Origin of the sequence: Streptomyces sp. I05A-00742 (genome assembly GCF_013055795.1) — a bacterium.
Lineage (GTDB): Bacteria > Actinomycetota > Actinomycetes > Streptomycetales > Streptomycetaceae > Streptomyces.
This window is the reverse complement of record NZ_JABETO010000003.1, coordinates 117,086-140,053: the sequence shown is the minus strand read 5'-3', so window position 1 is coordinate 140,053 and position 22,968 is coordinate 117,086. Positions and strand designations below refer to the sequence as shown.

Here is a 22,968-nt window from a genome sequence, read left to right as displayed (position 1 = left end):
TCTCCCGCCGCCCGGCGCCATCCCGTCGCCGGAAAGGCCTCCGGCGTGGCGGTCCCCGACCGGGCCGCCGCACCGGAGGCTCCACCGTCAGCGGGCGAGCACGAGGGTGGTGGGGGACGGGGTGTCCAGGAAACGGATGTCCTCGAACCCGGCGGCGGTGAGCCACCTTTGATAGTCGCGGCGCCGCCAGGTGGAGCCGTGCCGGCTCTTGAGGAGCATCTCCCCGGCGAAGGTCAGGGCGAAGGGCGGGCCGCTGCGGTCGTCGTCGGTGATGTAGTCGGAGACGACGAGCGTGCCGCCGGGCCGCAGCGCCCCGCGTATCCGGGTGAAGACCGCCTGGTTGTCCTCGGGCCCTTCCTGGTGGGCGATGTTGGAGTACATGACGACGTCGTGGTCGCCCGCGCCGAAGTCGACGGTGTGGAAGTCGCCGTCGACGTGGTCGACCCGGTCGCCCACGCCCTGTTCGGCCAGCAGCCGCCGGGCGATCGCGTTGACCGGCGCCCAGTCGATCTGGGTGGCGCGGGCGTCGGGGTTGAGTCCGAGCCAGACGGCCGAGCAGACCCCCGAACCGCCGCCGATGTCGAGGATCGAGATCTTCCCCGCGCCGGCCAGCCCCAGCGCCTCGGCGGCGATGTGCGCCACGGGCACGGACTGCGCGGCGATGGCCTGGACGAGGTTCTCCCAGTGCGGGTTGTCGGCGATCTCCACCACCGCGTCCGCCACAGGCCCTCCGGCGCGTACGACGTCGGGCAGTGCGGCCAGCGAGCCCAGGTGGCCCATCTTGAGGCGGGCGAACCCGGCCAGCGACGCCGGCCGGCCCGCCACGAGAAAGGCGGCCGCCTCCGGGGTGTTGCGGTAGCGGCCCCCCGCCACCTCGACCAGGCCCAGCGCGACCAGACCGTCCAGGAGCGCCTGCGCGCCGCGCGGCGCGATCCCGGCCCGCCCGGCCAGCGCCTCCGGCGTGGCGGCGCCGTCCTCCAGATGCGTGAACAGGTCGAACGTCGCCGCCGTGCCCAGCACTCCGGTGGCCCAGTAGCCGTTGATCATCCGCATGATCCGGTCCGACGTGGGTCCGGCCTGCGCGCCGACGGTGGTGTCCGTGCCGGTGCCGCTCATGCGGTCCTCCCCGCGTACGGGCGCGGCGCGGCCTCGGCGGCCGGGCGCTCCCCGCGGTGGGCCGTGCCGTCGACCCAGGTGCCCAGGGCCATCTCCGCGGTGATCCCGGGGCCGAAGCCGGCGATCACGCCGGTGGCGTCCATGGGCAGCGGCCCCTCCTCGAACCGTCTGCGCAGCGCGTCGAGGACCACGGCGCTGGCGATGTTCCCGTACTCGGTCAGCGTCCCCCAGCTGTGCCGGAAGACCGTGCGCTCGACCCCGAGGTACCGGGCGAGGTCGTCCAGGATCCGGGGCCCGCCGGCGTGGATGATGTAGAAGTCGAGGTCCGCCGCGTCCCAGCCGTTGCCCGCGGCGAGGTCGCGCAGCACCGGGGCGAGCGGCTCCATGGTGCCCGGCACCCGGCGGTCGAGCTGGAAGTGGAACCCGGTGGCGCGGACGGCGTACGAGATCCACTCCTCGGTGTTCGGGATGAGGTACGAGGCGTTGCGCCGCAGCTGGACACCGGTGACGCCGGGGCCGCCCCGGCCGCGCACCACGGCCGCCGCGACCGCGTCGCCGAACAGCCCGTCGGACAGCAGCGAGCCGATGTCGTCGGCGTCGGGCTGGTAGCACAGCGAGCAGAACTCGCACGAGACGATCAGTACGTTGCTGTCGGGGTGGGCCGCGCAGAAGTCATGGGCGCGGTTGATCGCCGCCCCGCCCGCCGCGCAGCCCAGCTGGGCGATGGGCAACTGGCGGGTGTCGTAACGGAATCCCATGGTGTTGATCAGCCATGCGGTGAGCGAGGGCATCATAAATCCGGTGCACGACACATAGATGATGGCGTCGATGTCCTCGGCCCGCAGTAGGGCGTTCGCCAGGGCCTCTTCGACGGCGTCGGGGCAGCGCTTTTTCGATTCGGTCTCGTAGACGCGGTTGCGTTCCTCGAAGCCCGGATGGTCCAGGGTCTTCTCGATGGGCTGCACCAGATGTCGCTTCCGCACTCCGGTGTTCTCTATCAGACGGAGTGCGAGCGGCAGTTGCGGCTTTCCCGCATGGGCTTTTCCGGCGAAATCCAGGGTCTGCTCCATGGTGATGGTGTAATCCGGTACGCGCACCGCGGGTTTGCACAGGATGGGCATGTCCGGCGTCTGCCTCTCGGAAAGTGAAGACAATTCTCTGCTTTTTTCCGCTGTCTTCTGCTATCAGGGTGTCAATGTCGTACGCCGGGCTTGCCCGCTCCTTGGCGCCGACTTGCCGCCGGGGCCCGGGCCGGCCGGCAGGGTGTCGGCGCCGCTCTCCGGCACGTCGGTCAGCCCGTGCGCAGATTGTTCCGCAGCTCGGCCCGCAGCACGTCCACGACGCGTTCGACCTGGTCCGGGCGGAGTTCGGCGTGCATGGGTATGGCCAGGTTGCGGTGGAAGAGATCCGCCGAGACCGGACAGCGCCGCGCGGCGTCGTACACCGGCTGGAGATGGCAGGCCCAGGTGCCGTGCCCGCAGCCGATGCCCCGGGCGCGCAGCGCGGCGGCGAGCCCGGAGCGGTCCACGCGCGGGTCGAGGGTCACCAGGTAGGACTGCCAGGCGTGGGTGCGGTCCCCGGGCACGGACGGCACCGTGAGCAACTCCTCGTCGGCCAGTAGCTCCGCGTACGAGGCCGCGATCGCGCTCCGGCGTTCCAGGAGTTCGCCGACCCGCTCCAACTGCACCTGGAGGATCGCGGCGGCGATGTCGGAGAGCTTGTAGTTGTAGCCGATGTCGGTGAACGAGGGGATCGGCAGGCCGGCCATCCGCGCCTGGTCGTAGATGCTCCCGATGCCGAACGACGACCGCAGCCGGGCGTCCGCCCCGATCACCGGGTCGGCGGCGAGCAGCGCCCCGCCCTCACCGCTGCTGGCGCCCTTGCGGCCGTGGAAGGAGAGGCAGGCCACCGGCGCCAGCGCGCCCGCCGGGCGCCCCTGGTAGGAGGCGCCGACCGCGCAGGCGGCGTCCTCGACGACGAACAGGCCGTGGCGGCCGGCGACGGCCATCAGTTCGGTGTAGTCGGCGGGCAGCCCGACGGTGTCCACCGCGATCACGCCCACCGTGCGCGGGCCGATCAGATCCGCCACCGCCCGCGGGTCGACGGTGCCGGTGTCGCCGCGCACGTCCGCGAAGACGGGGGTCGCGCCGACGTAGCGCACCGCGTGGGCCGGGGCGGGGAAGGTGTAGTCGGCGACGATCACCTCGTCGCCGGGCTCGACGCCGAGCGCCAGCATGGCCAGGTGGAGCGCCGCGCCGCAGTTGCTCAGCGCGACCGCGTCACCGACGCCGTAGTGCCGCGTCAGCTGCGCTTCGAGCGCCTTGCCCCGCGGGCCCTGGCCGGCCGGCCAGCCCGAGGCGAACACCTCGGCGACGGCGGCGAGTTCCCGCTCGCCCAGGCTCGCGTGCACGAGCGGGATGCTGTCCGTGGTCGTCACAGTCATCAGAGGCCGTCCTCAACTCTTCGTCCCTGGTCGGGTCGTGCACCGGTCACGCCGTGGCCCGTCCGGCCGGGTCCGGGGCGGGCGGGGTGTAGCGGAGCGGGGTGATCTGCTGGACGTCGTGGCGCTCGCGCATCCGCTCCACGGCCTCGGAGTCCACCGACCGGCCGGCGGCGAAGATCTCGACGATCTCCTCGAAGTAGCGCTCGTGGTCCGGCGAGGGGGAGCTCTGGAAGAGCATGCGGGCCGGTTCGTCCGTGCGGTTGCGGAAGGCGTGCGGGGTGCCCGGCGGCACGAACATGCAGCTGCCCGTGACCGCCCGGAAGGCGCGGTCGCCGCTCGGTGACTCCCAGTCGTGCCAGGTGTCCCGGGTCCGCTCGACGGGCTCGAACGCGAAGAGCTCCAACTCCCCTTCCAGAATGTAGAAGAACTCCTGGGAATGGCTGTGGGTGTGCGCGCCGACGTCGAACCCCGGTGGCACGACCACCTCGAACACGGACGAGGAGGAGCCGTCCGCGGCCGTGACCTTGAAGGTCACGTCCTGCGCTTTGGTGACGAGTGTCCGCCCGTGGCCGGGCGGGACGATGAGACCGCTCATGTGGTGTCGCTCTCTCGGGTGGAATGCCGGCGCGGCCGGAGCGGCCGCGCGGCGGCGGAATTCTGGGGGACAGGGGGGCCGGCCGCCTCCGCAGTGAGAGTGTCAGCGGTGACTTGGGGGCCACCGGGTCATGGAATTGGTGCTTGCTTGCCGCCAAGCCGGGGCCAACTCGCCGCGTATTCCCCGGCAAGGGACGGCGTCAAGGATGCGCTTCACGGTCCGCCGGTCACCGTCGGGACGGCCGCGTTCGTACGGAACGCGGAATCCGGCGGGAGGACGCCGTTTCCGGGCATACGAGATCTGCCGTCGGCCCTACCCGAGTTCCGCTCGCCGAGCGCCGGGGCCCGAGGGAGACAACGGCCACCAGGAACGTGACGTCCGAACTGCCGCCGGAGCGGCAGGAATCGGGGCGGCCGGGAGACGTGGGCTCCGTGAGGCGGGTGAGCCGGTTGAACTTGAGGAGCCGACCAGAGGCAGGGGAGTGGGAGTGCCGGAACAGCTGGAGTGTTCAGAGCGGCCGGGGCCGTCGGAGCAGTCGACGATGGCAGGAAGTGCGGAGGCGGTGCCGGAGCGCGGTGCCGTCGACCAGGAGGCCTGCGGCAGGCTCCTGGATCGCGTCGACCGGCGGATCGAGCGGTTGCTGAGTGCCGAGGAGGCGCGCTGGAGTGCCGTGGACGCCCGGGTGGCCGTGCCGGTGGCGGCCGTCGCGGAGCTGGTCGCGGCGGGAGGCAAGCGGCTGCGTCCCCTGTTCTGCGTCACCGGCTACCTGGCGGCCGGCGCCACCGCGGACGAGGCTGTGACCGACGAGAACATGGTCGTCGACGCGGCGGCGGCGCTGGAGCTGCTGCACGCGTTCGCGCTCCTCCACGACGACATCATGGACAACTCGCCCATCCGGCGCGGCGTCCCGACCGCCCACGCCGCGTACGCGGACCTTCACGCGCGACGCGGCTGGGCGGGGGAGTCCCGCCGGTACGGGGAGGGAGTCGCCATCCTCGCCGGGGACCTGGCGCTCAGCTACGCGAACCGGCTCGCGGGCGGGCTCGCCGGCCCGGCGGCGCGGGTGTGGCACGAGCTGGTCACGGAGATGATCGTCGGCCAGCAGCTGGACATCGCCCTGGCCGCCGAGACGGATCCGGATCCGGAGCTGGCCCGCTGGGTCGCCGTCTGCAAGTCCGGCCGCTACACCATCCACCGTCCCCTCGCCCTCGGCGCGGCCATCGCCGGACACCCGGGGCTGGACGCGGCCTTCGAGGCCTACGGGGTCGCGGCCGGCGAGGCGTTCCAGCTGCGGGACGACCTGCTCGACGCGTTCGGTGACGCGACGGTGACCGGCAAGCCGACCGGCCTGGACATCGGCGGGCACAAGATGACCCTGCTGGTCGCGCTGGCCGCGGCCAAGGATCCGCGGGTCGCCCGGCTGGTCGGGGAGAGCCGCCGCGCCGGCCGGAACCCGGCCGGACTCCGCGCCGCTCTGCTCGCCTCCGGAGTGCGCGCGGAGGTCGAGGAGCGGATCGACGCCCTGGTGGCCGACGCCCGTGCGGCCCTGGCGGACGCCGGCCTGCCGCACCGCTGGCGCCTGCGCCTGGAGGAACTGGCCGGCATGGTCGCCTACCGCGACCGCTGATGCCGTAACCGCACCCCGTACCCCCGCCCGGTCGGACGCAAAGGGAGATCTCGTGGGAAGCCTGTTGTCGTACAAGCCGGATCGTGGATCGGCCCGTGGGCCGATCCACAAGTACGGCCTCCATCTCGGTGTCGTACCGGAGAGAGCCGCGCGCGTCCGCGGCGCCATGCCGCTCGTCCTCGACCACGACCTCGACGTCCTGCCGGACGCCGGGCGCCGACTGACGGTCCGTCAACTCGCCGACTTCGTGGCGGACATCGCGAACCGGCTCGCCGTCGCCGGGGTGCGCCCCGGCAACCATGTGGTGATCTGCAAGGCCCCCAACTTCGACCTCTGGCTGCTCGGGTCGGCGGTGGAGCGCGTCGGCGCGGTCCCGGTCATGCTCTCGCAGCACCTGGACTCCGAGGCCGTCGCCGCGTTGCTGGCCCGGCTGGAGCGGCCGCACCTGGTCACCGACGGGCCCAAGCTCCGCTCTCTCACGGAGGACGGTGTGGACCTGGCGGTGCTGACCCGGGGCGTGATCGGTGTGGGCGACGCCGGCCCGGGCGCGGTCGCGCTCGCCGGGCTGGACGGCTCGGTGCCGGTGCGGCCGGTGCTGCGCGGCCCGGACGAGCCGGCCATGATCACGCACACCTCCGGCACCACGGGACTGCCCAAGCTGGTCGTGCACACGCCGCGGACGATGCGGTCCCGGCTGCGCCCGCAGTTGTTCCTCCTGGGGCTGATGAGAAAGCGGGGGACCGTCGCCATCCACATCCCCTTCGGCCACTCCCGGACATTCGCGGCGATGTCGCTCTGCCTCCTCCAGGGGATGCCGGCGCTGCTGGTGAACGACAGCGCCCCGGACGCCGTCGCCGCGTTCTTCGCCGAGCACCGCCCCTGGCTGATCGAGGCGCTCCCCAACTCCTTCCTGGCCTGGGAGGATCTGGCCGACGACGCACGCCGCCCGTTCGCGTCGGTGAAGTACTTCAGCAGCACCTTCGACGCGATCCACCCGAGGACGGTCCGCCGGCTGCTGCACGCCTCCGACCGGCGGGCGCAGTTCTTCCAGATCTACGGGCAGAGCGAGGTCGGCCCCGCGGCCGGCCGGCCCTACTACCGCCGGTTCGTCCACCGGATGGACGGCCGCTGCGTGGGCTATCCCCTGCCCGGCAGCGCCCGGGTCAGGCTGGTGAGCCGGGACGGCAGGCGGCCCTCGCAGCGGAATCCCGGCTTCATCGAGGTCCGCTGGGACGGCCTGGCGAAGACCTACCACGGCGAGCAGGAGCGCTACGACGCCAACCTGCGCGACGGCTGGTGGCGTACCGGGGACGTCGGCTACCGCACCTCGTTCGGCTGCCTGCACATGCTCGACCGCGAGTTCGACGCGATCCCCGGGGTGGGCAGCAGCCTGGAGATCGAGGACATCGTCCTGGACGAGCTGGCGGAGCTGGCCGAGGTCGTCGTGGTGCCGGGCCCGGGGGGCAAGGCGGTCCCGGTCGTCTGTACCCACCGCGACGAGCCGCTGGACCCGGACCGCTGGCGCGCAGCCACGGCCGCGTACCCGCTGCTGGCGGATCCCGTCCAGATCCCGCTGGCCGAACTGCCGCGCACCGCCACGCTGAAGACCCGCCGGGTCGAACTCTCCCGCCGCCTGGAGGCCGGCCTGTAGCGCCGGCCCCCGCACCCGGGAACCTCGGCGGCCGCCCTCGGCGCCGCGCGGACTACGAGACGCCGTGGTCGGCCAGGCCCAGGACCAGCACGGCCACCGCGGTGGCCAGGAACACGATCCCTCCCACGATGTCCCGGGAGCCCACCCGCACATGGGCGATGATCGCGCCGATGAAGTAGAGGATGAGGCCGCAGGCGGCGAGCGTTCCCAGAATCGGCACGGCGAGCCCGGCCAGCAGCCCCAGGGTGCCCGCGGCCAGCAACGCGCCCAGCACCGGTACGTACTTCCGGGGTATGCCCTTCATGTCCGCCTGGGTCTTGGGGTATTCATGGCCGATCAGGTAGGTGACGGCGGCGGCACCGTTGAAGACCACGCCGAGGATGGTGACCGTGACGAAGGCGATGAACACGTTCTCTCCGCTCTGTGGAGACGATGTCGCTGGGCGTCCCGGTGTGGGATGCCGTTTCCTGGCCCGGCCGGCCGCCGGGTGTGCCGGCGGCCCGAACGCCTGGTGGCCGCTGCGCAACCCCGCGACGCGATAGCGCTGTTGAGGGTTGGGGTGCTTTCCGTGCGCTGTGATCGTACATGTCGCCCCGGTGCGGGGAACTGGCCTTTCGCGCTACTCCTCGGACGTATATCGCTTCGTGACCGACCTGCGGAATCGGCCCTGGCGATATTGTCCCGGGCCGGTGGGCCGTCCCGCGCGATTCGGGCGCAACCGCCCTGCCGCGCCGGGGCGGTACGCGGCGTCGACCACGGACCCCGTGGGCGAAGAGGTGCCGGAACCGTTCCGGGGACCCCTGCCGCGATTCCCCTCGTCGCGACGCCACCCGAGCCGTCACGCTCGGTTACTATGATCACTTCTCCCCGGGGCTGGTCGCGGGCGGTGCCCTCTCCAGCGACCATTGGGGTCCGACCATGGATTGCAAGGTGAAAGAATTGCGGAGCCTGGGATCATGCTGCCAGAGGTAACAGCCACCCGCTACGTCACTCCCCTGCGGGAGGGCGGCTCGCTCCCGGGCATCGTCGAGGCCGACGATCTCGGGACGTACGTCATGAAGTTCACCGGCGCGGGCCAGGGCCGCAAGACCCTCGTCGCCGAGGTGATCTGCGGACAGCTCGCCCGCGCGCTCGGCCTGCGCGTCCCGGACCTGGTGAGCATCCGGCTCGACCCGGTCATCGGCCGGGGCGAGCCGGATCCGGAGGTGCAGGGGCTGCTGAAGTCCAGCGGCGGGCTCAACCTGGGGATGGACTACCTCCCCGGCGCCCTCGGCTTCGACCCGCTCGCCTTCGAGACCGACGCGGCCGAGGCCGGGCGCGTGGTGTGGTTCGACGCCCTGGTGGGCAACGTCGACCGGTCCTGGCGCAACCCCAACCTGCTGGTGTGGCACGGCGCCCTGTGGCTCATCGACCACGGGGCGACCATGATCTGGCACCACAACTGGCCGTCCGCGACGGCCGCCGCGGGCAAGGGGTACGACGCCTCGGACCATGTCCTGGCCACCTTCGATCCCGACCTCGCCGGCGCCGCGGCCGAGCTCGCCCCGCGGGTCACCGAGGAACTGCTGACCGGGGTCGTCGCCGACGTTCCCGACGTCTGGCTGGAGGACGAGCCCGGCTTCGACGGACCGGACGCGGTGCGCCGGGCGTACGTCGAGGTGCTGCTCGCGCGGGCGGCCGGCATCGGCGACCGGATCACACTCGGCGAACGCAGTGCCGACAAGCCCTCGCAGGCGCCCGAGTGGGTGCGGGTCAGGCTGGACAGGAAGGCCGGGAAATGACGGACCGCATGAAGGACGCCAAGGAACGCGACGTCTTCGAGTACGCGCTGCTGCGTGTCGTGCCCCGCGTCGAGCGCGGGGAACAGATCAACGCCGGTGTCGTCGTCTACTGCCAGGCGCGGTCGTTCGTCGAGGCCCGCGTCCACCTGGACGAGGACCGGCTGCTGGCCCTCGACCCGGCCGCGGACGTGGCCGGGGTCAGGGCGGCGCTGCACGCCGTCGAGGGCGTCTGCGCCGGCGGGGACCGGGCCGGGCAGGCCGCCCGCGACGACGCCGGACGCCGGTTCCGCTGGCTGATCGCGCCGCGCAGTACGGTTGTCCAGCCGGGCCCTGTGCACACCGGGCTGACGCTCGATCCGCGGGCCGAGCCTGAACGCCTGCTCGATCTGCTGGTCAGATGAGCCGGAGCCGCGCTCCGGGGCCGTTGACAGCCGGTGGCGGGGCTTCTAGCGTCTGATCGGCCGAAGCTACTGAGCGGTTGCTCACCCGCCGTCCGAGGGGCTGCCCGGCCCGCTCGCACCGGCCGGGCGCGCCGCCCGAGGTGAGGAGAGACCCCATGCTGACCACCGAACGGCGGGTGGCCGTCGTCACGGGCGCCGCCCGTGGCATCGGCGCCGCGACAGCCCTGCGCCTCGCGGCGGAAGGCCGCGCCGTCGCCGTCCTCGACCTCGACGAGGCGGCCTGCGCGGACACCGTCGGGCAGATCACCCGGGCCGGCGGCGAGGCGCTCGCCGTCGGCTGCGACGTCTCCGACGCCGACCAGGTGGCCGCCGCCGTCACACGGGTGGCCGCGGAGCTCGGCGCGCCGTCCGTGCTCGTCAACAACGCCGGGGTGCTCCGCGACAACCTGCTGTTCAAGATGAGCGAGAGCGACTGGGACACCGTCATGAACGTGCACCTGCGCGGCGCGTTCCTGATGGCGCGCGCCTGCCAGAAGCACATGGTGGACGCCGGCTGGGGCCGCATCGTCAACCTCTCCAGCAGCTCCGCCCTCGGCAACCGCGGCCAGGCCAACTACTCGGCGGCCAAGGCCGGTCTGCAGGGCTTCACCAAGACGCTCGCCAAGGAGCTCGGCAAGTTCGGCGTCACCGTCAACGCCGTCGCCCCCGGGTTCATCGCCACCGACATGACCGCGGCCACGGCCGCCCGGATCGGCATCGGGTTCGACGACCTCCAGGCCGCCGCGGCCGGGGAGATCCCGGTGGGGCGCGTGGGGCAGCCGGAGGACATCGCGAACGCGATCGCCTTCTTCACCGGCGAGCAGGCCGGCTTCGTCTCCGGCCAGGTCCTGTACGTGGCCGGCGGACCGCTCGACTGAACGGGGAACAGGCAGCCATGAGCACCCAGGACACCGGCCGCGTGGCGCTGATCACCGGCGCCAGCCGCGGCATCGGCTACGCCGTCGCGGAGGCCCTCGTGGCCCGGGGCGACCGGGTCGTCATCACCGGCCGCAACGAGGACGCCCTCAAGGCGGCCGTCGAGCGGCTGGGCGCGGACCGGGCGCTCGGCGTGCCCGGCAAGGCGCACGACGATGCCCATCAGGCCGCCGCCGTCGAGCGCGCGATGGAGGCCTTCGGCCGCGTCGACCACCTCGTCAACAACGCGGGGACCAACCCGGTGTTCGGTCCGATCACCGAGACCGATCCCGCCGTCGCCCGCAAGGTCTTCGAGACCAATGTCGTCTCGGCCCTCGGCTTCGCCCAGCAGACGTGGCGGGCGTGGCAGAAGGAGAACGGCGGGGCGATCGTCAACATCAGCTCCATCGCCGGGCTCGCCGCGGCACCCTTCGTCGGTGCCTACGGCATGAGCAAGGCCGCCATGGCCAACCTCTCGCTCCAGCTCGCGCACGAGATGGCCCCCGGGGTGCGCGTCAACACCGTCGCCCCCGCGGTGGTGAAGACGAAGTTCGCCGCCGCCCTCTACGAGGGACGCGAGTCGGAGGCCACCGCCTCCTACCCGCTCGGCCGGCTGGGCGCCCCGGAGGACGTGGCGGGCGCGGTGGCGTTCCTGCTGTCCGACGCGGCGGGCTGGATCACCGGGCAGACCCTCGTCGTGGACGGCGGCCTCTTTCTCAACGCCGGGGTCTGAGGCCTCAACGCCGGGGTCCGGGGCCGCGACGCCGGGGTCCGGGGGCGCCCGCCACCCCGCGCGGGAGGCGTTGTCAGTGGTCACCGGTAGGTTCTTGCACGAGATCAAGAAACGACCCCGGAGGTTGCTGACGTGACGGTCACCGACGTGCTGCCCGAATCCTGGCGTGCCGTTCTCGGCGAGGAACTGGAGAAGCCCTACTTCAAAGAGCTGACCGACTTCGTCGAGGACGAGCGGGCCAAGGCGCCGGTGTACCCGCCGCGCGGCGAGGTGTTCGCCGCCCTGGACGCCACCCCCTACGACCGGGTCAAGGTCCTCATCCTCGGCCAGGACCCCTACCACGGCGCCGGCCAGGGGCACGGCCTGTGCTTCTCGGTCCGCCCCGGTGTCAAGACGCCGCCCTCCCTGCGCAACATCTACAAGGAGATGCGGGAGGAGCTCGGGTACGACGTGCCCGACAACGGCTACCTGATGCCCTGGGCCCGGCAGGGCGTCCTGCTGCTCAACGCGGTGCTGACGGTCCGCGGCGGGGAGCCCAACTCCCACAAGGGCAAGGGCTGGGAGAAGTTCACGGACGCCGTGATCCGCTCCGTCGCCGAGCGGCCCGACCCGGCGGTCTTCGTGCTGTGGGGCAACTACGCGCAGAAGAAGCTCCCCCTGATCGACGAGTCCCGGCACGTCGTCGTCAAGGGCGCCCACCCGTCGCCGCTGTCGGCCAAGCGGTTCTTCGGCAGCCGCCCCTTCGGCCAGATCAACGAGGCCGTCGCGGCCCAGGGGCACGAGCCGATCGACTGGCAGATCCCCGACCTGGAGGTCTGACGGGTCGCGGCCGTCGGGGCGGGGGACCCGACGGCCGGAGCCCGTGCCCCGTCAGCCGACGACGTGGTCGAAACGGTACGGAACGGCCTTGAGCCCGTGCTCCGCCGTGTAGCCGCCGCTGCCGGTCAGTCCGGTCAGCTCACCGCTGCCGGAGCCGGCCACCACCTCGAACGAGCAGTGCACCGTGCCCCGTTCGTCGAAGGTGCCCGACTCCCGCAGGACGAAGCCGCCCTTACGGCCCCCCACCGTGCCCTCGAACCGCTGGTAGCCGGAGAAGACGCCGGTCTCGTCCGGCGCGTAGACGACGGTGTAGGCGCAGTCGGTGCCGGCCGCCTCGATGACGCCGGTGTAGGTGTTGCGCACGGTCGCCCGAGCGAGGCGGGCGCCGCCCTCCGTCCGGCCGAGCTCGTGCTCCTCCCAGTCGGCGGAGGTGAACGAGGAGTCGGAGTGCGTGGTCATACGGGTTCCTCCCGGTCGCGCCGCCGGACGGTCCGGGCGGCTCGCGACCAGCCTGCCGCCCGTACCTGACACCTCCTGTCAGGTACGGGAACCGGCGGTGGAAGGATGCGGGGATGCGCGCCGACCGCCTCCTCTCGCTGCTCCTCCTGCTCCAGAACCGGGGCCGGATGACAGCGCCCGAACTGGCCGCGGAACTGGAGGTGTCGGTCCGCACGGTCTACCGGGACATCGAGGCCCTGGGCGCCGCCGGCGTCCCCGTCCACGCCGACCGCGGCCCGGCGGGCGGCTACCGGCTGGTCGACGGCTACCGGACCCGGCTGACCGGCCTCACCGAGGACGAGGCAGGCTCCCTGTTCCTCGCCGCCGTGCCCGGCGCCGCGGCCGAACTGGGGCTGGGCGCCGACCTCGCCGCGGCCCGGCTCAAACTGGAGGCAGCCCTTCCGGCCGGGCTCGGGGAGCGCTCCCGCCGCGTCCAGGAACGCTTCCACCTTGACGCCCCCGCCTGGTTCCGCGACGCCGAACCGGTGCCGCACCTCGCGGCCGTCGCCGACGCCGTCTGGCAGCAGCGCGTGCTGCGCGTCCACTACCGCCGCTGGAAGGGTGACGTGCACCGGGAGCTGCACCCGCTGGGCCTCGTCCTCAAAGGGGGCATCTGGTACCTCGTCGCCCGCGCGGGGACCGACACCCGTACCTACCGGGTCGGCCGGATCCTCGCCGCCGAGGCGCTGCCCGGCCGCTTCGAGCGTCCGCGGGACTTCGACCTGGCCGCCACCTGGGCGGAGACGTCCCGGCGGCTGGAAGCCATGCGTCACCAGGGCGAGGCCCGGCTGCGCGTCACGCCGAGCGGACTCCGGCTGCTGCCCGCCAAGTTCGGCACCGCCGGCGCGCGGGCCGTGGACGGGGCCGGTGCGCCGGACGCCGAGGGCCGGGTGGAGGTCACGCTGCCGGTCGAGGCCCTGCCCGTCGCGGTCCACGACGTCCTCGGCCTCGGCGAGGAGGCCGAGGTGCTGGCACCGCCCGAACTGCGCGCCGCGGTCGCCGCCGCGGCGGCGGGCCTCGCCGCCCGGTACGCCGCCCGCTGAACCCTCCGGCGTCAACCGCCGTATACCTGGCGGCAGATGCGCGACGCGTCGCTGCCCTGCTTCCACCGCCCGTACTGCTCGCCCATCGCGCACGTGCCGGGCCGGGCCCGGGGCGGTGGCGCCGGCGCGGGCCGGTGCTGTTCGGGAGCCGGGGCCGGGGCCGGCCGGGGGCGTTCCGGTTCGCTGGGGCGCTGCGGGGGAGGGTCGGCGGAGCGCGGCGGGGAGGGCGGCGCCCGGTGCGGAGCCGACGGCGGGGGTGCCGGAGGAGCGGCCGGAGGCGCTGGCGCCTCGGAACGGTGGTCCTCCGTCCGCTCCCGGGCGGTGGGGGAGGAGCGCCGGTGCTCAGGGGCGAAATCCGGGTCGTCGGCGTCCTCGGACGCCGCGGCGCCGGGGGCGTTCGCCCGCTCCCGCCCGGGGACCGGCACGTCCCCGTCCCGCTCAGGGGACTCCGGCCGTTCCGCCCCGGGCTGCGTCGGCGCGGCCCCGGGCGAGCCGGACGCCGTACCCGGGGCCCGGGAGCCAGGTCTGTCCGGAGCCGTCGGATCCGAGCCCGTGCGGACGAGGGATTCGCGGTCGCGGCCCTGGCGGAGCTCCTGGCCGGCGTCGCGGGACGGTCCGTGCCGGGGCGGGTGACCGGACAGGGAGACGCAGCCTGCGGTGGCCGACAGGGCCACCGCCACCAGGACCGCGGCCGTGGGCAGACGAGACATCCACCCAACGATGCCGGGGCCACCGGGAGTTGGGAACTCCCCTCAGGGGTGACGCGGAGCGACGGCCGTCCTCACGCGCCCCTGGAGACCGTCACACTCCGGTCGCTCCGTCGATGCGCTCACGGATGAGGTCCGCGTGCCCGTTGTGCCGGGCGTACTCCTCGATCATGTGCAGGTGGAGCCACCGCACATCGACCGGATCCCCGCTGCGATGGTGCTTCCCCGTGCTCAACGAGTCCATCGCCCGCCCCCGGACCGCCGCGCGCGCCACCGCGACCTCCTCCCGCCAGGCGGCGAAGGCCTCCTCCCAGGTGTCCTCCGCGGAGAACTCGAAGTCGCCCTCCGGGTTCTCGTCGTCGTAGTAGCGGGGCGGGACGTCCTCGCCGTTCAGCACCCGCCGGAACCAGTGGCGTTCGACGTCGGCCAGGTGCCGGACGAGTCCCAGGAGCGTCAGGGTGGACGGCGCCACGGACGCCGAGCGCAGCTGGGCGTCGTCCAGCCCCGCGCACTTCTCCTCCAGGGTGGCCCGCTGGAAGTCGAGGAACGCCCCCAGGGCCGTGGGCTCGTCGGCGACGTGGGGCGGCTTCTGCCGCGCGAGGTCGGTCATGGCGGTCATCCTCGCCGTGACGGGGCGCGGCGCGCCAGGTGCTGTCCGCACCGGGCGCCCCGGAGGGCGCTTCGGATCTCCCCCGTATGCTGCTCGGACGGACGTATTCGAGGAGGCCCTGTGAAGGTCGGTTGTATCGGACTCGGTGACATCGCGCAGAAGGCGTACCTGCCGGTGCTCGGCGCCCAGCCCGGTCTGGAGCTGCACTTCCAGACGCGAACACCGGCCACCCTGGCCCGAGTCGGGGACGCCTACCGGATACCGGAGGCACAGCGCCACACCGGTCTGGACTCCCTGCTCGCCGCCGGCCCCGACGCCGTGCTCGTGCACGCCCCCACCGCGGTCCACCCCGAGCTCGTCGGCCGGCTGCTGGAGGCGGACGTCCCGGTCTTCGTGGACAAGCCGCTCGCCCGCGACCTGGCGGACTGCGAGCGGCTGGTCCGCCTGGCCCGGGACCGGGGCGTGTCGCTGAGCGTCGGCTTCAACCGCCGTCACGCGCCCGACTACGCGGACTGCCTCGCCCACCCGCGCGACCTGATCCTGCTCCAGAAGAACCGGGTGGGCCTCGCCGAGGACGTCCGGTCCATGGTCTTCGACGACTTCATCCACGTCGTGGACACCCTGCGGTTCCTGGCACCGGGGGAGATCGACGACGTGGACGTCCGGGCGCGGGTGGCCGACGGCCTCGTCGAGCACGTCGTCCTCCGGCTCGCGGGCGACGGGTTCACCGCGCTCGGCGTGATGAACCGCAGGAACGGCTCGACCGAGGAGATCCTGGAGGTCTCCGGGCAGGACGGGAAGCGGCAGGTGCTCGACCTCGCGGAGGTCGTGGACCACCAGGGGCGGCGGGCCGTGCGCCGCCGCGGCGACTGGGTGTCCGTCGCCCGGCAGCGCGGCATCGAGCAGTGCGTCCTGGCGTTCCTCGACGCGGTCCGGGCGGGGAAGACCCTCGACGCCGAGGACGCCCTGCGCACCCACGCGTTGTGCGAGCGGATCGTCAACGAGGTGACGGCGCGGACGCCTTGACCCTGCGCCGGACGAACAGGGCGCTCTCGACAGCGCAGTACAGCGCCAGGGCCGCCAGGGCCGCGTACACCGCCCAGTCCCCGTACCGTACGTAGGGGCTGGTGCCGCTCGCCAGCGGGACGTCGCGGACAGCGGCCGCGCTGGTGTCGGTCCCCAGCGGGCGCCCGATCATACGGCCGCGCGCGTCGGCGACCGTGCTCGTGCCGGTCAGCGTGGCGTGCACCATCGGCCGCCAGGTCTCGGCGGCCCGCAGTGCGGCCAGCGAGGCGTGCTGCTCGGGCGCCCAGCTGTGCTGGAACGTCGAGGTCGACGACTGGGCGACGAGCACCTGGGCTCCGTCGGCGGCCAGCTTCCGGCTCATGTCGGGGAACGCCGACTCGAAGCACACCAGCGGCCCGATCCGGAGCCCCGCGCCGCGGCCGGACGGCAGCGGCAGCACCACCTGCCGCTCGCCGCGCCTGCGGTCCTCGGTGGCCGCCTTGCCCACGGAGGTGGCCCAGCCCAGCAGGGAGCGGGCGGGCACGTACTCGCCGAAGGGGACCAGCCGCATCTTGTCGTAGCGGCCGCCCGTGGGGCCGTCCGGGCCGATCAATACGGAGCTCTTGAAGATCCCGGGCCGGTCGGAGCGGCGCGCGTCCACATTGACCAGCAGGTCGGCGCCGACGGTGCGGGACAGTGCGGCCAGCCGGGCGCGCAGCGCGGGATCGCCGCCGAGATCGGTGCCGACGCTGCTCTCGCCCCACACCACCAGGTCCACCCCGCGTCCGGCCAGTGTCCGGGTGAGGGCCTCCTCGCGGTCCAGGCGGTCCCGTACGCTCCCCGGGCCGTCGACCACGCCGGGCTGGACGATCGCGATCCGTACCGTCCCGGCCGCCCGGGGCACCGGCGCCCACCACCACACGCCCGCCGTGACCGCGGCGCAGCCGACGAGGCCCGCGAGCCCGACGAGGCGGGCGCGGGGCAGGGCGAGCACCGCGGTCAGCGCGGTGTTGACGGCGACCACCAGCAGCCCGACGAGCCAGACGCCCCCGACCGAGGCCAGCCGCAGGGCCGGTGGGACCTGCCACTGGCTCGCGCCGAGCAGCCCCCAGGGGCCGCCCAGGTACTCCCAGGACCGGACGAGTTCGGCGAGCAGCCAGCCCGAGGGGACGAGGACTAGCGCCGCCGCGACCCGGCCGGGCCCGGGCCGCCCGCCCAGCAGCCGGTGCACCAGCAGTCCCCAGGGCACCCACAGCAGCCCCAGCAGCGCCGCGAGCAACAGGATGAAGACGTGCAGGCTGGGCAGCAGCCAGTGGTGGACGGCGAGCAGGAAGCCGGCGCCGCCCAGCCACGCCTCCAGCGCGGCCCGGCGCGGTGAGCGGGCCGAGCGCACCAGGAGCAGCCAGGGGACGAGGGCGACATGGGCGAACCACCACCACGACGGTTCGGGGAAGGCGAGGGCCGGGAGTGCGCCGGCGGCGACCGCGGCCGGCGCCCGCCACCGCGCGGCGGAAAACGGTCCGGGCTCCCGTTTCTGCGACGCCACAGTCACCACCGTCATCACGCTCTCCCTCGTCAGGGCCGGGTTCCGCTCGGACACCAGTGTGCGCGTGGTGCGCGGCGGGCCGAACCGTGGGGCGGCAGCGACACACCGGGACGTCCCGGAAACCGGGGGTCGCCGTGAAAGGGCGCATCCTCACAAATGCAAGCGCCCCCTTCGCTCGCCTGCACACCATACGCACGAGCGTGATCCGGCCATCTGCCGGGCGTCCGGATATCGGTCCCTGGCGAGGCCAAAACCCCGACAACAGCGTGCAATTTTCAGCCTTTCCAGTCGCTGGGGAATGCAGGAACCGCTCGATACGGTCCAAAGCGAAACGAAACGATCCTGACCTGCCGCGTCAGAAAGGCGCACGTCGGTACGTATCACGGGTTATTGCCGAGCCGCCCTGGGCAGGTACCGGGCAAAACTGGACAGGAATGCTGGTCGCTTGTTGCTGGGGGGCGGCGTGACTCGCGCATGTGATCGAACGGCAATCCAGTCGTCGCCGGGGGCGGGGACCTTCCGCAGCCCGACTCCCCTTCCATCCGTCCACCGATCGTTGACGTCCCGGAGGGATCCCATGGACAACCTTGTCGCCGAGGTGACCGCAGCTTCGGATGCGGTGAGTGATGAGGCCCAGGTACCGTCGTACTACTCCAGGAAAACCGCGGAAATCCTGCACAAGTACGGCCCCGGCCCCCGGATCCATTTCCACGTGGGCATGTTCGAACCCGGAGTCCACCCCAACACAACGGTCTCGCAGCGCGTCCTCCGCAACCGCCTCCGGGCGTCGCAGGAGACCGCGCTCGACCACGCCGCCCGCCTGTGGGGAGTACCGGAGAACCCGCCGCACCAGCTCTTCGACATCGGCTGCGGCATCGGCGGCGGGTCCATCTACTGGGCCCAGGAGTACGGCAGCTCCGTCACCGCGATCACCGTCACCGCCAAGCACGTCCCCGTGATGGCCGACCTCGTCCGCGAGGCCGGCGTCGAGGACCTGGTCACCCCGGTCCTCGGCGACATCCACGACCAGTGCGAGGAGTCCACCTACGACGCGGCCGTGGCCATCGAGAGCTCCGGTTACATGGACCGCGAACGGCTCTTCACCGTCGTCGCCAAGGCGCTGCGCCCCGGCGGCTGGTTCGGCATCCAGGAGCACTTCCTGTGCCGGCCCGAGTGGACCTCGTTCATCGACAGCTACTACAAGACCCGGCTGGGCACCCTCGCCGAGTACATCTCGGCCGCCCGCGCGGCCGGCTTCGAGCTGGAGCAGGACGAGGACATCACCGACCGGGTCGCGGAGTTCTGGGTCCAGTCCATGGCCTGGACCACCGCCGAGCTGGACCGGGCGCACCGGACGGGCGAGGCGTCCCCGTTCACGGTGGACCGGCTGCACGAATCCGCACTCACCCACGGGAAGCTCTTCCGGGCCTGGCGCGATCACGCCGTCGAGACCCGGCTGCTGCTCTTCCGGATGGAGGGCAACTGAGCATGGTCGTACCCCACGGCGCCCCGCCGCGCGCCTCGGCGATCGGCTGGCGGCTGCCCCCCTTCTACTGCCCGATCGCGCCCGCCCTCCACCCGCGGCGCGACGAGCTCGAACGGCGCGCGATCGACTGGCTGGACGGCACCGGCATCTTCCGCGACGCCACGGACCGCGCCTGGAACATCGCCACCCACAGCGCCGACTTCAGCTGCCGGATGATCCCCCACGGGAGCGACGAGCCGCTGCTGCTGTTCATCGAGTGGAACCACTGGGCCTTCGCGCTCGACGACCTCTGGCACGACACCGGTGCCGCGGACATCAACACCGCGCACATCGTCGACCTGAACGCCCGGATCTCCCGCTGTCTGGAGGCGCCCGGCTCCGCCATGCTCGGCAGCTCGCCCTTCGACATCGCCCTGGAGGACCTCGCGGCCCGGACCCGCGCCCGGGCCACCCCGGTCCAGCTCCGCCGGGTGGCCGAGGGGCTGCGCGACTGGCTGTTCGGCGCCTCCTGGCAGGTCAGCAATATCGAACGCCGGGTCATGCCCACGCTCTCCGACTACGTCGCCCTGCGGCCCTCGATCAACGGCACCCGCTTCTCGCTCGCCTGGAGCGAGATCGCCAACGGCTTCGAGGTCCCCGATGCCGACCTGGCCGCCGCGCCCGTCCAGGCCCTCACCGAGGCCGCCGGGTTCGTCGTCAGCTGTGACAACGACCTCTTCTCCTACGCCAAGGAGGACGACCACGAGACCACGGACCAGAACATCGTCAACGTCCTCGCCCACCACAACGGCACCTCCCATGAACAGGCGCTCACGGAAGCCCTCGCCATAAGGGACCGTGCCATGACCCTGTTCCTGACCCTGCGCGAGCGGATCGCCCGCGACGCGGGCCCCGATCTGACCCGCTACCTCGAAGCGCTGGGCCACTACATCGCCGGCTGCATCCGGTGGATGAACGCGGCCCCCCGCTACGCCAGCCCCCGGAACCGGTACGACCTTCCGGTACCGGGGGCGACCTACGGCATCACCTGGCGGGAGACGCCCAGCGACCCGGCGACCGGCCCGCTGCCCATACCGTCCGCCGCCTGGTGGTGGGACCAGCTCGACGCCCTGACTCACTCACCGCGGAACCACCGGACCAACGACCCCCACCAGGACCGGCGCGGCCGTCCGGCGGAGGAGGCCGCGGCCGGCGGGCCCGGGATACGCGTCGGGCGGTCGGTGGCCGGGCTCTGACCCTCGGCGGGTGCGTCGGCCCCCTCCCGCTCCGACGGCGCGTCCGCCGGCTCGGGAGGGGCGGCCGGCTGCGGAGCCGCCGCCGTGAACGCCACCGGAAGCTCCACCAGATGACGGGACATCAGCGCGGAGACCCAGCGCAGTTCGGTCTCGGCCACCGCGAGCCGGACGTCGGGGAGCCGGGTCATCAGCGCGTCGATGCCCGTGTCCGCGATGGCCCGGCCGATGTCCTGGCCGGGGCACTCATGGGCGCCACCGCTGAAGGCCAGGTGCGAGCGGTTGCCGTGGACGGGGGTCGTGGGGTCGGGCCGGATCGCCGTGTCCACGTTGGCCGCGGCCAGGCCCAGGACGAGGGCGTCCCCGGCCTTGATCTTGTGCCCGGCGAGCTCGGTGTCCTGGGTCGCCCAGCGGCCGAGGATCGTGGTGAACGGCGGTTCGTCCCACAGGGTCTGCTCGACCGCGTCGGGCAGCGTCATATGACCGCCGGCCAGGTTGGCGCGGCACCGGGGGTCGGTCAGCACCATCCGCAGGGTGTTGGCGATCAGGTTCGCCGTGGTCTCGAAGGCGGCGATGAGCACCAGCCGCAGGTGCTGCTGGACCTCCTCGTCGGACAGCTTGGCGGGGTGCTCCAGCAGCCAGCTGGTGAAGTCGGGCCCCGGCTCGGCGTGCTTGCGGGCCACCGTCCGGTGCAGCGCCTCCTGGACGAAGGCGTTGCTGCGGACCGCGGTCTCGGTGCCCTTGATCATGTCCCGGGCGGCCTGCACCAGTTCGGGGCTGTACTCCTCGTGCATGCCGAGGAGCTGGGTCATCACCATCATGGGCAGCGGTTCCGCGAAGGCGTGCACCAGGTCGGCGCCGCCCGACGCGCAGAACTCGTCGATCAGTTCGTTGGCGAACCGGGTGATGTACCGGCGGACGCCCCGCCGGTCGAACCGGGCGATGGAGTCGTTGATGGCGCCGCGCCACCGCTCGTGCGCCTGCCCGTCGGCCATGGAACAGATCGGCTGCCAGGTGGCGATGGGGGCCAGCGGATGCTCCTGGCCGATCCGGCCCTCGCGCATCGCCCGCCAGATCCGCGAGTCGCGGGAGAACCGCGACGGAGTACGGGTGACGTCCAGGTTCTCCCGGTAGCCGAGGATCAGCCAGGCCGGGACGTCCCCGCTGAGCAGGACGGGCGCCACGGCACCGTGCCGCTCGCGCAACTGCTCGTACAGTCCCATGGGATCGGCCTCGGCGGCCGGTCCGTACAACCGGGCGACACCACCGTCCCCGTAGGCGTGGGCCGGGCACCGCGGCGGCGGCGCCGGCTGCGCGGAGTCGGCGCGGGTGTGCTCGTCGGGAGGGGTCACTGTGGCTCCGGGGTGGTGTGTGCGAGGCTGTACAGGTACCGCATGAGCGTCATCAGGGCGTCCCGGCAGGAGGCGCGGCTGCGGGCGTCGCAGGTGAAGATCGGTACGGACTCGGGGAGGTCCATCGCCGCCCGCAGTTCCGGGACGGGATGGACGGGGGCGCCGGGGAAGGTGTTGACGGCGACCACGAACGGCACACCGCGCTCCTCCAGGATCCCCACCACTTCGTAACTGACCTCCAGACGACGGGTGTCGAGGAGGACCACCGCGCCCAGGGCGCCCTCGAAGAGGCCGTCCCAGAGAAACCAGAAGCGCTCCTGCCCAGGCGTGCCGAACAGGTACAGCACCAGTTGTTCGTTGATGCTGATGCGGCCGAAGTCCATGGCCACGGTGGTCTCGTTCTTGTGCTCGATCCCCGCGATGTCGTCCACGCCGACGCCGGCCTGGGTCATCGTCTCCTCGGTGGTCAGCGGTCTGATCTCGCTCACCGCGCCGACCAGGGTGGTCTTGCCCACCCCGAATCCGCCCACGATCACGACCTTCACCGCGGCCGCGGCGGTGGCCGGGAGGATGTCCTCCCTCCGGGGACCGGCGTGGGGGTCAGAGGTTTTGTAGTCCATGCATCACCGCCTCCAGGAGGCTTACGTCAGGAAGGGCAGCGACGGGGACCGGTGGTCTGGCTTCCACATGACCGCGGGTGAGCAGGTCCGTGAGCAGAATGGTCACCGTGCTGACGGGCAGCGTGAGGTAAGCGGATATCTCGGCGACGGACAGCGGATAGTCGCACATGCGTACGATCGTTTCGTGCTCGGGCTGGAGACCGGGGTCGGTCTCCGTACGGGCGACGATCAGAGTCACCAGGTCCAGCCTGGTGACCCCCGTCTTCGCGTCGCCGCAGCCCTTGGTGACGATGTACAACCGGTCCGGATTGCCGGGATCCCACGCCCTTTCGGGTTTGCTCATGCCACCGGCCCGGTGACGCGCGGGGGACTGGTGAGGTGTTCCCCGATCCGGGCCACCAGGTCGCGCATCCGCTGTCCCATCAGCCCGGCGTCGACGTCGTCGTCGGCGAGCACCGCCAGGTAGGCACCGGCTCCGGCCGCCATGAGGTAGAAGAAGCCGCCGTCGACCTCGATCACCACCAGGTGCATCTGCCCGTTGCCGTGCGGGAATTCGGCCGCCACCGCGGTGGAGAGGCTCTGCAGTCCGGCGCAGGCGGCGGCCAGGCGGTCCGCGGCGTCGGTGTCCGTGCCGTGCTGAGCCATGCGCAGACCGTCCGAGGACAGCACGATCACGTGCCGGGTCTGGGGCACGCTGGATGCCAGATCCTTGAGCATCCAGTCCATGTTGAACCGCTGCTGCGTCACTT

23 protein-coding genes and 1 pseudogene are annotated in these 22,968 nt (G+C 72.6%); 11 read left to right on the top strand and 13 right to left on the bottom strand.

All coding sequences use genetic code 11. The features are described from left to right. Nucleotides 1-87: 87 nt before the first annotated feature. From HN013_RS04055 to HN013_RS04040, 4 genes are all read right to left on the bottom strand, one after another. A complete protein-coding gene (locus tag HN013_RS04055; protein WP_171163034.1) occupies nucleotides 88-1,116 on the bottom strand; it encodes a class I SAM-dependent methyltransferase in 1,029 nt (342 codons plus the stop codon). After that, the gene (locus tag HN013_RS04050) at nucleotides 1,113-2,237 is read right to left on the bottom strand and encodes a type III polyketide synthase (protein WP_171163032.1); all 1,125 of its coding nucleotides are present in this window, start codon (nucleotides 2,235-2,237) and stop codon (nucleotides 1,113-1,115) included. Before HN013_RS04050 ends, HN013_RS04055 begins: the two co-directional genes overlap by 4 nt. Nucleotides 2,238-2,407: 170 nt before the next feature. Continuing rightward, a complete protein-coding gene (locus HN013_RS04045) occupies nucleotides 2,408-3,559 on the bottom strand; it encodes a DegT/DnrJ/EryC1/StrS aminotransferase family protein (protein ID WP_171163030.1) in 1,152 nt (383 codons plus the stop codon). Nucleotides 3,560-3,605: 46 nt separating this feature from the next. After that, complete coding sequence (locus HN013_RS04040) at nucleotides 3,606-4,154, bottom strand: cupin domain-containing protein (protein WP_171163029.1); 549 nt, start codon at nucleotides 4,152-4,154, stop codon at nucleotides 3,606-3,608. Nucleotides 4,155-4,695: 541 nt separating this feature from the next. Here HN013_RS04040 and HN013_RS04035 point away from each other — a divergent pair. Continuing rightward, on the top strand, nucleotides 4,696-5,781 hold the full coding sequence (locus HN013_RS04035; protein ID WP_171163027.1) for a polyprenyl synthetase family protein: 1,086 nt from the start codon (nucleotides 4,696-4,698) through the stop codon (nucleotides 5,779-5,781). A 52-nt stretch (nucleotides 5,782-5,833) separates the two neighbouring features. After that, complete coding sequence (locus HN013_RS04030; protein WP_171163025.1) at nucleotides 5,834-7,432, top strand: AMP-binding protein; 1,599 nt, start codon at nucleotides 5,834-5,836, stop codon at nucleotides 7,430-7,432. Between the two features lie 52 nt (nucleotides 7,433-7,484). On the opposite strand, the gene HN013_RS04025 is transcribed toward HN013_RS04030, so the two are convergent. Beyond that, a complete protein-coding gene (locus HN013_RS04025) occupies nucleotides 7,485-7,841 on the bottom strand; it encodes a DoxX family protein (RefSeq protein ID WP_171163023.1) in 357 nt (118 codons plus the stop codon). 547 nt (nucleotides 7,842-8,388) lie between these two features. Between HN013_RS04025 and HN013_RS04020 the strand changes: the two genes are divergently transcribed. The 5 genes from HN013_RS04020 to HN013_RS04000 all read left to right on the top strand — a co-directional run bounded on the left by HN013_RS04020 (nucleotide 8,389) and on the right by HN013_RS04000 (nucleotide 12,120). Continuing rightward, nucleotides 8,389-9,213 carry a HipA family kinase gene (locus HN013_RS04020; RefSeq protein WP_171163020.1) on the top strand — a complete coding sequence of 275 codons (825 nt, stop codon included), beginning with the start codon at nucleotides 8,389-8,391 and terminating at the stop codon, nucleotides 9,211-9,213. Continuing rightward, the gene (locus tag HN013_RS04015) at nucleotides 9,210-9,614 is read left to right on the top strand and encodes a DUF3037 domain-containing protein (protein ID WP_171163018.1); all 405 of its coding nucleotides are present in this window, start codon (nucleotides 9,210-9,212) and stop codon (nucleotides 9,612-9,614) included. Before HN013_RS04020 ends, HN013_RS04015 begins: the two co-directional genes overlap by 4 nt. 155 nt (nucleotides 9,615-9,769) lie before the next feature. After that, on the top strand, nucleotides 9,770-10,531 hold the full coding sequence (fabG, locus tag HN013_RS04010; protein ID WP_171163016.1) for a 3-oxoacyl-ACP reductase FabG: 762 nt from the start codon (nucleotides 9,770-9,772) through the stop codon (nucleotides 10,529-10,531). Nucleotides 10,532-10,548: 17 nt separating this feature from the next. Then, entirely contained in the window at nucleotides 10,549-11,301 is a 753-nt protein-coding gene (locus HN013_RS04005) for an SDR family oxidoreductase (RefSeq protein ID WP_171163015.1), read from the top strand. A 132-nt stretch (nucleotides 11,302-11,433) separates the two neighbouring features. Further along, nucleotides 11,434-12,120 (top strand): uracil-DNA glycosylase, encoded by a 687-nt coding sequence (locus HN013_RS04000; RefSeq protein WP_171163013.1) that lies wholly within the window; start codon nucleotides 11,434-11,436, stop codon nucleotides 12,118-12,120. A gap of 51 nt (nucleotides 12,121-12,171) precedes the next feature. On the opposite strand, the gene HN013_RS03995 is transcribed toward HN013_RS04000, so the two are convergent. Further along, nucleotides 12,172-12,579 carry a DUF3224 domain-containing protein gene (locus HN013_RS03995; RefSeq protein WP_171163011.1) on the bottom strand — a complete coding sequence of 136 codons (408 nt, stop codon included), beginning with the start codon at nucleotides 12,577-12,579 and terminating at the stop codon, nucleotides 12,172-12,174. Nucleotides 12,580-12,692: 113 nt separating this feature from the next. Between HN013_RS03995 and HN013_RS03990 the strand changes: the two genes are divergently transcribed. Continuing rightward, nucleotides 12,693-13,661 (top strand): YafY family protein, encoded by a 969-nt coding sequence (locus tag HN013_RS03990; protein WP_171163009.1) that lies wholly within the window; start codon nucleotides 12,693-12,695, stop codon nucleotides 13,659-13,661. 11 nt (nucleotides 13,662-13,672) lie between these two features. On the opposite strand, the gene HN013_RS03985 is transcribed toward HN013_RS03990, so the two are convergent. Both HN013_RS03985 and HN013_RS03980 read right to left on the bottom strand, forming a co-directional pair. Further along, the gene (locus tag HN013_RS03985; RefSeq protein WP_171163007.1) at nucleotides 13,673-14,371 is read right to left on the bottom strand and encodes a hypothetical protein; all 699 of its coding nucleotides are present in this window, start codon (nucleotides 14,369-14,371) and stop codon (nucleotides 13,673-13,675) included. Nucleotides 14,372-14,462: 91 nt separating this feature from the next. Beyond that, complete coding sequence (locus HN013_RS03980; RefSeq protein WP_171163005.1) at nucleotides 14,463-14,978, bottom strand: DinB family protein; 516 nt, start codon at nucleotides 14,976-14,978, stop codon at nucleotides 14,463-14,465. A gap of 120 nt (nucleotides 14,979-15,098) precedes the next feature. Between HN013_RS03980 and HN013_RS03975 the strand changes: the two genes are divergently transcribed. Next, the gene (locus HN013_RS03975) at nucleotides 15,099-16,004 is read left to right on the top strand and encodes a Gfo/Idh/MocA family oxidoreductase (RefSeq protein ID WP_171163003.1); all 906 of its coding nucleotides are present in this window, start codon (nucleotides 15,099-15,101) and stop codon (nucleotides 16,002-16,004) included. On the opposite strand, the gene lnt is transcribed toward HN013_RS03975, so the two are convergent. Beyond that, the gene (gene lnt, locus HN013_RS03970; RefSeq protein ID WP_171163002.1) at nucleotides 15,976-17,544 is read right to left on the bottom strand and encodes an apolipoprotein N-acyltransferase; all 1,569 of its coding nucleotides are present in this window, start codon (nucleotides 17,542-17,544) and stop codon (nucleotides 15,976-15,978) included. The genes HN013_RS03975 and lnt overlap by 29 nt on opposite strands. A 562-nt stretch (nucleotides 17,545-18,106) precedes the next feature. Here lnt and HN013_RS03965 point away from each other — a divergent pair. Continuing rightward, nucleotides 18,107-19,015, top strand: a complete 909-nt coding sequence (locus HN013_RS03965) for a class I SAM-dependent methyltransferase (protein ID WP_171163000.1) — start codon at nucleotides 18,107-18,109, stop codon at nucleotides 19,013-19,015. A gap of 2 nt (nucleotides 19,016-19,017) precedes the next feature. Then, a pseudogene (locus tag HN013_RS32640) lies at nucleotides 19,018-19,848 on the top strand (terpene synthase family protein); the annotation flags it as partial. A 281-nt stretch (nucleotides 19,849-20,129) separates the two neighbouring features. Here HN013_RS32640 and HN013_RS03955 read toward each other — a convergent pair. The 4 genes from HN013_RS03955 to HN013_RS03940 are packed head-to-tail and all read right to left on the bottom strand — an operon-like array spanning nucleotide 20,130 to nucleotide 22,966. Next, on the bottom strand, nucleotides 20,130-21,599 hold the full coding sequence (locus HN013_RS03955) for a cytochrome P450 (RefSeq protein WP_171162998.1): 1,470 nt from the start codon (nucleotides 21,597-21,599) through the stop codon (nucleotides 20,130-20,132). Beyond that, nucleotides 21,596-22,219, bottom strand: coding sequence for an ATP/GTP-binding protein (locus HN013_RS03950; protein WP_171162997.1), 624 nt, complete (start codon nucleotides 22,217-22,219; stop codon nucleotides 21,596-21,598). The genes HN013_RS03955 and HN013_RS03950 overlap by 4 nt, the downstream gene beginning before the upstream one ends. After that, nucleotides 22,200-22,562: a DUF742 domain-containing protein gene (locus HN013_RS03945; protein WP_171162994.1), complete on the bottom strand. Its 363-nt coding sequence runs from the start codon at nucleotides 22,560-22,562 to the stop codon at nucleotides 22,200-22,202. The genes HN013_RS03950 and HN013_RS03945 overlap by 20 nt, the downstream gene beginning before the upstream one ends. Then, a complete protein-coding gene (locus tag HN013_RS03940; protein WP_171162992.1) occupies nucleotides 22,559-22,966 on the bottom strand; it encodes a roadblock/LC7 domain-containing protein in 408 nt (135 codons plus the stop codon). Before HN013_RS03940 ends, HN013_RS03945 begins: the two co-directional genes overlap by 4 nt. Nucleotides 22,967-22,968: the final 2 nt, after the last annotated feature.

Coding starts and splice junctions, on each gene's coding strand:
- HN013_RS04015 (WP_171163018.1), top strand. CDS start 9,210: ATGACGGACCGCATGAAGGACGCCAAGGAACGCGACGTCTTCGAGTAC.
- HN013_RS04035 (WP_171163027.1), top strand. CDS start 4,696: ATGGCAGGAAGTGCGGAGGCGGTGCCGGAGCGCGGTGCCGTCGACCAG.
- HN013_RS03985 (WP_171163007.1), bottom strand. CDS start 14,371: ATGTCTCGTCTGCCCACGGCCGCGGTCCTGGTGGCGGTGGCCCTGTCG.
- HN013_RS04050 (WP_171163032.1), bottom strand. CDS start 2,237: ATGCCCATCCTGTGCAAACCCGCGGTGCGCGTACCGGATTACACCATC.
- HN013_RS04020 (WP_171163020.1), top strand. CDS start 8,389: ATGCTGCCAGAGGTAACAGCCACCCGCTACGTCACTCCCCTGCGGGAG.
- HN013_RS03950 (WP_171162997.1), bottom strand. CDS start 22,219: ATGGACTACAAAACCTCTGACCCCCACGCCGGTCCCCGGAGGGAGGAC.
- HN013_RS04055 (WP_171163034.1), bottom strand. CDS start 1,116: ATGAGCGGCACCGGCACGGACACCACCGTCGGCGCGCAGGCCGGACCC.
- HN013_RS03990 (WP_171163009.1), top strand. CDS start 12,693: ATGCGCGCCGACCGCCTCCTCTCGCTGCTCCTCCTGCTCCAGAACCGG.
- HN013_RS03945 (WP_171162994.1), bottom strand. CDS start 22,562: ATGAGCAAACCCGAAAGGGCGTGGGATCCCGGCAATCCGGACCGGTTG.
- HN013_RS03980 (WP_171163005.1), bottom strand. CDS start 14,978: ATGACCGACCTCGCGCGGCAGAAGCCGCCCCACGTCGCCGACGAGCCC.
- fabG (WP_171163016.1), top strand. CDS start 9,770: ATGCTGACCACCGAACGGCGGGTGGCCGTCGTCACGGGCGCCGCCCGT.
- HN013_RS03995 (WP_171163011.1), bottom strand. CDS start 12,579: ATGACCACGCACTCCGACTCCTCGTTCACCTCCGCCGACTGGGAGGAG.
- HN013_RS04005 (WP_171163015.1), top strand. CDS start 10,549: ATGAGCACCCAGGACACCGGCCGCGTGGCGCTGATCACCGGCGCCAGC.
- HN013_RS04040 (WP_171163029.1), bottom strand. CDS start 4,154: ATGAGCGGTCTCATCGTCCCGCCCGGCCACGGGCGGACACTCGTCACC.
- HN013_RS04045 (WP_171163030.1), bottom strand. CDS start 3,559: ATGACTGTGACGACCACGGACAGCATCCCGCTCGTGCACGCGAGCCTG.
- lnt (WP_171163002.1), bottom strand. CDS start 17,544: ATGACGGTGGTGACTGTGGCGTCGCAGAAACGGGAGCCCGGACCGTTT.
- HN013_RS03965 (WP_171163000.1), top strand. CDS start 18,107: ATGGACAACCTTGTCGCCGAGGTGACCGCAGCTTCGGATGCGGTGAGT.